This is a genomic window from Microcoleus sp. BM001215392, assembly GCF_036700185.1.
Taxonomy (GTDB): Bacteria; Cyanobacteriota; Cyanobacteriia; order Cyanobacteriales; family Microcoleaceae; genus Microcoleus.
Window position 1 is genome coordinate 1 of record NZ_JAUBOJ010000287.1, and the last position, 9961, is coordinate 9961.

The 9961-nt window shown below is 44.7% G+C and carries 6 protein-coding genes; 2 read left to right on the forward strand and 4 right to left on the reverse strand.

All coding sequences use genetic code 11. The features are described from left to right. Nucleotides 1–663: 663 nt before the first annotated feature. From QT974_RS24600 to glpX, 3 genes are all read right to left on the reverse strand, one after another. A complete protein-coding gene (locus QT974_RS24600; RefSeq protein ID WP_333471034.1) occupies nucleotides 664–3666 on the reverse strand; it encodes a UPF0182 family protein in 3003 nt (1000 codons plus the stop codon). Between the two features lie 558 nt (nucleotides 3667–4224). Continuing rightward, nucleotides 4225–5517 carry a glutamyl-tRNA reductase gene (locus QT974_RS24605; protein ID WP_333471035.1) on the reverse strand — a complete coding sequence of 431 codons (1293 nt, stop codon included), beginning with the start codon at nucleotides 5515–5517 and terminating at the stop codon, nucleotides 4225–4227. Between the two features lie 145 nt (nucleotides 5518–5662). Continuing rightward, nucleotides 5663–6700 carry a class II fructose-bisphosphatase gene (gene glpX, locus QT974_RS24610; RefSeq protein WP_333471036.1) on the reverse strand — a complete coding sequence of 346 codons (1038 nt, stop codon included), beginning with the start codon at nucleotides 6698–6700 and terminating at the stop codon, nucleotides 5663–5665. 280 nt (nucleotides 6701–6980) lie between these two features. On the opposite strand from glpX, the gene QT974_RS24615 reads away from it, so the two are divergent. Together QT974_RS24615 and QT974_RS24620 are read left to right on the forward strand one after the other, a co-directional pair. Continuing rightward, a complete protein-coding gene (locus QT974_RS24615) occupies nucleotides 6981–8192 on the forward strand; it encodes an RNA-guided endonuclease InsQ/TnpB family protein (protein WP_333471037.1) in 1212 nt (403 codons plus the stop codon). Between the two features lie 121 nt (nucleotides 8193–8313). Continuing rightward, nucleotides 8314–8928 (forward strand): CP12 domain-containing protein, encoded by a 615-nt coding sequence (locus QT974_RS24620; protein ID WP_333471038.1) that lies wholly within the window; start codon nucleotides 8314–8316, stop codon nucleotides 8926–8928. A gap of 120 nt (nucleotides 8929–9048) precedes the next feature. Here the strand turns inward: QT974_RS24620 and QT974_RS24625 are convergent, their stop codons facing one another. Next, entirely contained in the window at nucleotides 9049–9849 is an 801-nt protein-coding gene (locus tag QT974_RS24625) for a dienelactone hydrolase family protein (protein ID WP_333471039.1), read from the reverse strand. Nucleotides 9850–9961: the final 112 nt, after the last annotated feature.

Genomic DNA, 9961 nt, shown 5'->3' on the forward strand with positions numbered 1-9961 from the left:
CCCTTACCAAGGGGGGGCCAGGGGGGGTTAGAATCTTGGAAAGAAGTGCCGAATAGCCGTTGGATTAATTGTTTGATGAATCGCCAGATTTTATCTAACATTGGTAAGATGGTGAGGCGGTTTGTTTTTGTTATTGTAGCAAAAATTGTGGGGATTGGTCGTCAGTCCCGTAGTCCGCCAGGGGTTAAAACCCCTGTCTCATAGCGCAAGTCCTCTGAAGAGGACTAAAGAGGTGCAAAATGTTAATTAAGGGTGAGATTTTGCACCTGGTTCATTAGCCTTTCAATTCTTGTCATTAGTCCTCTTTCAGAGGACTTCAGCTTTGAGACGGGGGTTTGAACCCCCGTCGGAATTTGTCGTTAGTCTCACAATCCGCCAGGGGTTAAAAACCCCTGTGTCATAGCGCAAGTCACTGTAGGGTGCGTCGCCCTCGAAAATCTCTGAATTAGAGCGATAATGTCATAGCGACGCACCTTGGCTATTCAAGGGCTTCTGGAAATAAACCTAATACTTTTGTTTTTACCGGATATAGACATAAGGTGCGTCGCTATAAGATTTTTCATCTTTTTTTGAGATTGTTGATGGCGACACACCCTACAAGTATTATGGTAAGTGGCAAATTCTCGCGCCGGAAACGGCAATGCCGTTTCCCTACAAATATTATCAATTCAAGGCGGGATCTGCGCCTTCTACTGGCCTCACAATTGCGGGTTTATTAGTAGATTCTGGCTGAAAAAGTGCCTTCAGTGCTTTATCGAGATTCTCCGCCATCACAATTCGGTTTTCGTAGGCAACAATCACTCTAATTAAAGTTGGCAAACTATTGCGTTCAGCCTCCAAATAAAGAGGTTCGACGTACAGCAAAGATTGTTCGATTGGAATTACTAATAAATTGCCTTGAATCGCCTTTGAACCCTGCCGGTTCCACAGAGATATTTGTTCGGAAATCACCGGATCTTGGTTGATTAAAGCTTCTATCTGTTCCGGGCCGTAAACTAATCGCTGTTTTGGAAATTGATATAATAGCAACTTACCATAATCATTGTCATCCGATCGCCCTGCAATCCAAGCAATTAAATTATTACGACTGACTGGCGTAAATGGCAATAGCAAAATAAACTCTTCTGATGTTTCTGTCGGCAGTTTTGTAATCAAATAATACGGTTCTACGGGCTGCTGTTTGCCAGCATAAATCTCGTTAGGAACGCGCCACAAATCCTCTCGATTGTAAAATACCTGCGGATCTTCCATGTGATAAGTTAACAACCGTTCCGATTGAATGCTCAACAAATCTACGGGATATCTAATGTGTTTGCGGAGTGCCGGAGGCATTTTTTCTAGGGGTTTAAAGAGTCCGGGAAAGATAGCCATCCAACTCTTAATAATCGGATCGGAAGGATTGCTGACGTAAAAGTTTACAGAGCCATTGTAGGCGTCAATGACGACTTTTACCGGGTTGCGGATGTAGTTAAATTCATTTTTACCTGGATCTGAATAGGGGTAGCGATCGCTCGCTGTATAGCCATCGATAATCCAGTAAAGATAGTTCGGTGATTTGTCATTTCCCGAGGGAGAAGGTTTAATCTTGTTCCCAGTTTTATCCTGTTTCTTTTCTATTTCTCCTTTGCTGAGATTGGCGTTTGCTACCACTAAATACGGATCGGAATCGTAGCGCAAAAAAGGAGCAATCGCCCGGACTCTTTTGTTAATATTGCGGCGATAAAGTAACTTAGTTTCGGGTGTAAAATTGCGGGTTAGCGCCATTTGCCAATTTTTCAGGTAACTTGCAAACAGCAAGCGCTTCCATAGAGAGTCGATCGCAATTCCGCCCGTACCGCTGTAGGTATTGTAAACATTGTCTTGGCCGCTGGGATAGTCGAATTCCTTGACTTTTGTCGGTGCGATGGCGTCTGTATCGGTGACTTCGCCGTAGTAAATGCGCGGATAGCCGATCGGGATACTGGCCCGAATGCTATCTTTAGTGACACCTAAAGTAGTGTCTCCTGTCTGGGCTGTAACTCCAATATCCTTGACAAAATAATCGGGTAAACCGCCCACACCGACTGTGTTTACGGGAGAAAGAGTAAAGCCGTAACCGTGAGTGTACACGAGGTGTTCGTTTACCCAAGTTTGAGCTTCCGGCGCAACTGCTGTGTAATCTAATTCCCGCGCCGCCAGAATTACTTGCTGGCTTTCCACCTCTCCCTTTTTTGCAGTGGCGTTTTTGATTGTATAGCGATCGATATCAGCATCAGGAAATGTATAATAAGGTCGAATTTGCTGTAACTGTCGGTTGGCTTGCAGCAGTGGCTGTTTGTCCCACAGCCGGATGTTGCTAATAGTAAGTTGATTTTTTTCTAAGTCTTGATAGGTAAGTTTTCCGCCTGGATCGAAAGTTTTAATTTCAATTTTCTTCAGATCGAAAGCTTGTTGAGTAAAGGCAATGCTGCGCTGGATGTAGGGCTGTTCGCGCGCTAGTTCGTTGGGCTTGACTATCAGTTGCTGCACAATTTTTGGCAGCAGCCAACCTAGTAAAAAACTTACAGTCAAAAATCCTAAGATGATTTTTTTTAAGTTATTATTGTTGATGTTTAATTGGAAAACAGGCCAAAGCATGAAAAGTGCGATCGCCCCAGCCACTATACTCAAAAAGCCATAGACGGGAAGCCGCACTGTCACGTCAGCATAACCAGCCCCGTAGGTAACGTCTCCGCGCGAGTACAGCAAGGTGTAACAGCCCAGCCAGTACCGGAGCGAGACGGCTACCATGCAAGCTGCTCCCAAGCCGTACAAGTGCCACTGTTGCGATCGCGAAAAGCCCAAAAATATGCCTTGACTGAGGCTGTTTCCCGCCAGCAAATAGGTTAAGGTGCAAGATACTAAACCGTACACAGATACAACAGTCAGCCCGAAACTTAGTAATTCTAAGATGGGCAAGATAAATACATAAAAGCTAATATCTCGATTGAAAATCGGGTCGGTGATGTTAAAATTAGTAGGGTTGAAATATTGTAAAAGTTTAGTCCAGCGACTAGCGGCAATTATCCCGATCGCCAAACTGAGCAAAAGAGCGATCGCCCGCAACCAAAAATCCGGCTTAATTGCTACAGCTAACATCATCCCCAGCAGCAAGCCCAACTGCCACAGGTGAGAAGATAGCTGCACCACCCCAACCTGGATTGACTGAAATCCCAAGTGAATTGGCGGCGCAGACAAACCACCCACGATTCTAAAATCGCCGATGGTACCGGCGGCTAAGATCCCGCAGTGAATTACTGTTAAACTGGCGATCGCACTTAATCCAAATATCGCCAACAACAGCCAGGGAAAGGGAATTTGAGATTTAGCCGCAGGTGAATGATGATTTTTCTTCGTGTTTCTGCCACTTGCGGGCGCGATTAACTGCCTAAAAACAGGTGATTTGATGTTTTCGGTGGAAAGTTGCAGGCGGCGGGCTAGGGCTAAATTTCCGAAGCAGAAGGCGGAAGATACCAAAAGTGCGATCGCGCCCAGCAACCCTTGAGTTTTCAGTTTTAACAGCAAAACCTCAAGATATCCAACTTCCTCAAACCACAGAATTTCTGCCGCAATCCGCGAGGAAAACTCAAAAACTAACCACAGCCCTACAAGCAATAAAATTAATTGATAAATTCGCTTAATAGTCATTAGTTGTTAGTTATTAGTTATTGGTTATTGGTTATTAGTTATTAGTTATTAGTTATTAGTTGTTTGTTGTTATGTTAGTTGTTTGTTAAACTGGTTCCTATGCTCCAGCTTGGTAATAAATAAAAACCTAAATTTGAGTTAAGAAGCCCATTACTTAATGAGCGAATGGGTAATATCATGTCCGGTAGATTACCATAACAATGAAAGTTCGTAGTGCGGACTTGAGTCCGCTCTCAGGCTGCGGACTCAAGTCCGCACTACGAACCAATCTTATTGCGGTCATAAGAAACCGATTACTTAATTAGCAAATGGGTAATATCATATCCAGTAGATTATCATATCATAACAATGAAAGTTCGTAGTGCGCCCTCCCATTCCGCTCTCAGGCTGCGGACTGAAGTCCGCACTACGAACCAATCTTATTGCGGTCAATCGACCGGAAACGATATAAGTCCTAATTACATTAAAAGCTAATGCAAAACATCACTAATGACTGCGGTCAACTGATTAACGCTGTCAACTGTCAACTGTCAACTGTCAACTGTCAACTGTTAACTGTTAACTGTACTGCTGATTGACATCAACATCCAAATTAAACAGAGTTTGCAAAGTGTGCATCGCTTGTCGGCGCGCCTCAATATCCTGCTGCGCCCGCAACTGCACCATCGGATCGTGCAAAATCTTATTCACAATCCCTCTTGTTAAAGATTCAATCACATCTTGATGTTTCTCCGAAAACTCGGAACCCAGACGCGATAAAGCTTTTTCTAACTCTTGTTCCCGAATTAATTCGATCTTATCTCGCAAACAGCTAATGGTAGGAACAGTTTCTAGACTGCGCCACCAGACATCAAAAGCCTCTACTTCCTGTTCCAGCAAGCCCTCAGCTTCCATTGCCATTTTGCGGCGGCTTTCGTGATTTTGAGCTACCACCGCTTTCAAATCGTCCACATTAAACGACTTCACGTTAGCCAATTCTTTCGCATCCGAGTCAACGTTGCGCGGCACAGAAATGTCCACCAACATTAAAGGGCGATCGGGTTGTAAAACAGCTTCTAATTTAGCTTTATTTAACAGCGGATCTGTAGCGGCTGTACTGGTAAACACCAAGTCAGAATCCGCAATTACCTGCATCATGTCCGAGAGCAAATGCAAGTGCAATGTAGCATCTTTAAACAAACCGGCTAATTCCTCAGCCCCTCGCATCGATCGATTGACGATCGCAATATGACTCGCTCCTTTCGACAGCAAATGCTGCACCAACAAGCGCGACATCTTCCCAGCACCGATAATCGCAATCCGGCTAGTTGCTAAATGTTGACCTTTTAATTGAGCCAATTCCGCCGCCGCTGAAGAAATTGAAACCGCACCAGTACCAATGCTAGTTTCCGTGCGAACACGCTTACCGGCTGTCAGAGCTTGCTTAAACAAACGTTCTAAAATTCTGCCAACACCTTTGTACTGCTGGGCGAGTTTGTGAGTTTGTTTGACCTGAGCCAAAATTTGTCCTTCTCCGAGCACCAAACTGTCGAGACCCGCAGACACTCGCATCAAGTGCATCACCGCATCTTCGTGCAGCAAAATGAACAGGTGAGGGCGCAAAGACTGCAAAGGAAGTTTACTACATTCCGAAAGGAACTGCATCACTTCTCGCACTCCCGGCTCTGACTCTGTGGTAACGATATAAATTTCTAAACGGTTGCAAGTGCTGAGGATAGCAACCTCTTGAATGTGGGGATAGCCGCGCAATTGGGCGATCGCCGCTTCAATCTTTTGTTCTGGAATGCTGAGTTTTTCGCGAACTTCAACCGGCGCTGTTTTGTGGCTGAGACCTATGACGGCAATATTCATATCTGTGATTTGTCACTATTTATTTCTTAGTTATCAACAGTCACCTGTGATTAACTCTTAGTTTATCGCTAATTGTTAATTACTGGTGACTATCAACGGTTAAAAATTAACATTTAAAAATTAACTGTTAACCGCTAACTAATGACTAATTCAATTGCAGAGATTTCGGATTGTTAAACATATGGATTGTATCCACAAACCGAGCAGTCTTCGACTGAGAAGAAATTACCAAGCTTTCTGTACGAGCGCCGCCGCCAAAGAAGCGAACTCCATCCATCAGCGTTCCGGGAGTAATTCCGCAAGCTGCAAACAAAACTGTTTCCCCAGATGCCAACTCTTCAGCATTGTAAATCTTGTCTGGGTCTGTGATGCCCATTGATGTCAGGCGAGCGATGTTGCTTTCTTTGCTTTCACCGATCAAACCAGTTTTAACAACAGCCGGATCGTAAATTAACTGACCTTGGAAGTGACCGCCCAAGCAGCGCATTGCTGCTGCGGAAATCACACCTTCAGGTGCTGCACCAATACCCATCAAGGCGTGGATGTTGGAACCAGAAAACGCGCAAGAAATCGCCGCAGAAACGTCGCCGTCGCTGATCAGTCTAACTCTTGAACCCGCTTGCCGAATTTCATTAATTAAATCTTTGTGTCGGGGGCGATCCATGACCACCACCACCAAATCTTCAATACTGCGGCCGAGACAATCAGAGATAATTTTGAGGTTTTCGGTTGGCGTTTTGCGAATATCTACATGATTTTTCGCAGCCGCAGGAGCAGCCAATTTGTTCATGTAGAAATCCGGTGCCGCAAACAAACCTCCTTTTTCAGAGATTGCCAAAACTGCCATCGAGCCGTTTTGACCGTAAGCAACCAGGTTAGTACCTTCGCAGGGGTCAACAGCGATGTCAATTTCGATCAATTCATCGATGTTGCAGACATCTTTAGCATTTTCCTGGGTACAAATACCCACTTGTTCGCCGATGTAAAGCATGGGTGCGTCATCGCGTTCGCCTTCACCGATCACGATGCGGCCGCGCATATGAATTTTGTTCATGCGTTCGCGCATTGCTTCTACAGCTACGCGATCGGCTTCATCTTTTTCGCCTTTGCCCATCAAGCGAGCGGAGGCGATGGCTGCCTGCTCGACTACTTCGATAATCTCTAAACCGATTACATTATCCACGAACTATATACTCCCAACTAAGTCCTGCGTGCCTTGTGCTTTTTTGCACTACCAGCCATCAAGTTTATCAGAGGCGGGGATCTGTGTGAGCGTAAGCGATCGCTCAGTTTGTGTTAACTTTTGCTTCTTTGAGTCTGGGGCTGGAAAATTGAGTAAAAGGAGAGGGGCACAGCGGCGGAGTCGATCGCCATCCTTGACCAAAAAAACTGGGTTTCAAGCCTCGCCATTCTAGGGCGACTTTTTTGTGTTAGAATACTGCCGTAGCCTTTTTCCACGTCAAATGATAGTTTTGGAGTTTAAAGCCAAAGGAAAAATAACCCAATATGCTGCCATAGATGAGGCGATTAGAACCGCTCAGTTTGTCCGCAACAAGTGCATTCGTTACTGGATGGACAATCGAGGCGTTGGGCAGAAAGATCTTTATCGCTACAACACAGCGCTGAGGGCTGAATTTCCCTTTGTCAAGACTTTAAATTCCCATGCTTGTCAAGCCTCCGTCGAACGTGCGTATAATTCAATTGCTCGGTTTTACGAAAATTGTAAGCGCCAAGTCCCTGGTCAAAAAGGCTATCCGAAGTTTAAGAAAAACTGTCGTTCAGTTGAGTACAAAACTTCTGGGTGGTCACTTTCCCAGACGCACCAGCAAATCGTGTTTACGGACAAGAAAGGTATTGGCAAACTAAAGCTGAAAGGGACGTGGGACTTAAACTACTACCAAATTGAACAAATCAAGCGGGTTCGATTAGTTAAACGTGCTGACGGTTACTATGTCCAGTTTGCCATAAGGATTGAACACCAAGTTCTGCCTGCTTCGACAGGTCGCACAATCGGTTTAGACGTTGGACTCAAAGAGTTTTATACCGACAGCAACGGAAACGCAGAACCAAACCCTAGATTTTACAGAAAAAGCGAACAGCGGTTGAAGTCTCGACAACGCCGTGTTTCTCGCAAAAAGAAAGGCTCTACCAATCGAAAAAAAGCCATTAACCGACTAGGGCGAGTACACCTCAAAATAAGTAGGCAGCGTCAAGAACACGCTAAGAGAATAGCGCGTTGCGTCATCCAATCTAACGATTTGGTCGCTTATGAAGACTTGAGGGTCAAAAATCTAGTCAAGAATCATTGTCTCGCTAAGTCGATTAATGATGCTGGTTGGTATCAATTCAGGATATGGTTGGAATATTTGGGCGTTAAGCTTGGGAAAATAACGGTTGCCGTTAATCCTGCCTATACTTCCCAAAACTGCTCTAACTGTGGAACTACCGTCAAAAAATCGCTATCTACTAGGACGCACATCTGTAAGTGCGGACTTGAGTTAGATAGAGACTGGAACGCGGCTAGAAATATCCTGAATTTAGCCTTGGGTACTACAGGTCATGTAGGAACCTGGATTTTAAATCCGAACGCTTCGGGAGATTCGACCTCTACTCAAGCTGGAGCAATCTTGTCTGAGCAAGTTGGATCTATGAACGAAGAATCCTCACGCCTTTAGGCCCAGGAGTGTCAATTATCGTAACAGTTGCCTCCGTCCTGAAGTTTTATGATGATAGCAAATCAAACTTCCGGCCCCAAATCGGGACGCACTACACTTTATAAACGGGGAGCAATAAAAAATGATGAAAGCACAAGATATTATGACCGCAGAAGTTGTCACCATTCGCGGTTCGGCAACGGTAGCCGAAGCGGTGGCGATGATGAACGAACTGTGTTTGCGCGCGTTAATTGTGGAACGCCGCCACGAACAAGACGCCTATGGCATTGTCACGGAAACGGATATTGTTTACAAAGTAACAGCCTACGGAGTAGACCCGCAAAAAGTCCGCGTCTTCGAGATCATGACCAAACCGTGCATCACGGTCAATCCCGACTTAGGCGTCGAATATGTGGCGAGGTTGTTCGCGAATACCCGCATCCGCCGAGCTCCGGTGATTAAGGACAAACTGCTCGGCATTATTTCGGTAACGGATATCTTGACAAAAAGCGATTTTGTTGAGAAGCCGAAAAGTGTTTTATTTGAGGAAGAAATCGAAAGGGCGATCGCCGATGCTAGAACAGTCTGTTCAGAGAAAGGCGCTACATCTAAAGATTGCGCGGTAGCCTGGGACATTGTAGAAGAAATGCAGGCTGAGGCTTCCCACCAGCGCTCTGTCAAACTAGAAAAAACCGCTTTTGACGAGTATTGTGAAGAATATCCCGATGCGGCTGAAGCCCGGATGTACGACAGCTAATTTAGTCAGTTGACAGTTGACCGCTTGACAGTTGACAGTTGACCGCTTGACAGAAGGTAGAAAGCTGAATTTTTGATTATGCCTTCTACCATCTGCCTTCAAAGACTAAGGATCTCGCTGCTAATCTTTAAGTTTGTTTTGAAAAAGTTCGATAACCTGTTGCCACGCATCAGCAGCAGCTTCTCTGTATCCTCTTATATTAGGGTGCTGTGCTAAAAACGGGTACTTATCTACGAAAAATCCACCAAAGAATCCATGTCCTGCATCGTATCGAAATACACGATGATTGATGTGATGTTTCTGTAGTTCTGCCTCGATTTTGAGGGTTTCTTCCTGTGAAACTAATGTATCCTTCGTACCAAAAAATGTATAAATCGTGCCTTTAATTGCCGATGTGCGATCGATAGTTGGAGTAGATTCTCCATAGCTAGAAGTTGTAATCCCCCCACCATAAAACGAAGCAGTTGCTTTGATATCCTGTAAAGTTGCAGCCAGATAAGCAATATGACCGCCAAAGCAAAAACCAATGCAGCCAATAGAGTCAGATTTAACGTTGGGTAATGTGTTGAGATAGGCAATGGTTGCTTGAATATCGCTGAATATTTCCCAATATTTTACTTGTTGATAGTATTGCAACCCCAATTGGTAAGCTTCTGGACTGTAACCGATATCTGGTTCGCTAAACCCAAATTCAAAACCGGGTGCAATACGTTGATACATCGCAGGTGCAATTGCTATGTATCCTTGTTGTGCTATCAATTCGGTAATATCCCGAATATTTTCATTAACACCAAAGATTTCGTGAAACACCATAACCGCAGCAAATTTTCCCTTTTCTACTGGTTGGGCTAAGTAAGCATCGATTTGTACGTTGTTGTTGATAATTTTAACGGTTGTGGTACTAATTTCGCGATTTTTCATTTGCTTTCTCCAGCTTCGAGCGTTCAGTTTCAATACAGTTGGGTTAACACAGTTAATTCCCCGGAGATCCCCCTAAATCCCCCTTAAGAAGGGGAACTTTGAGTAAGTTCTT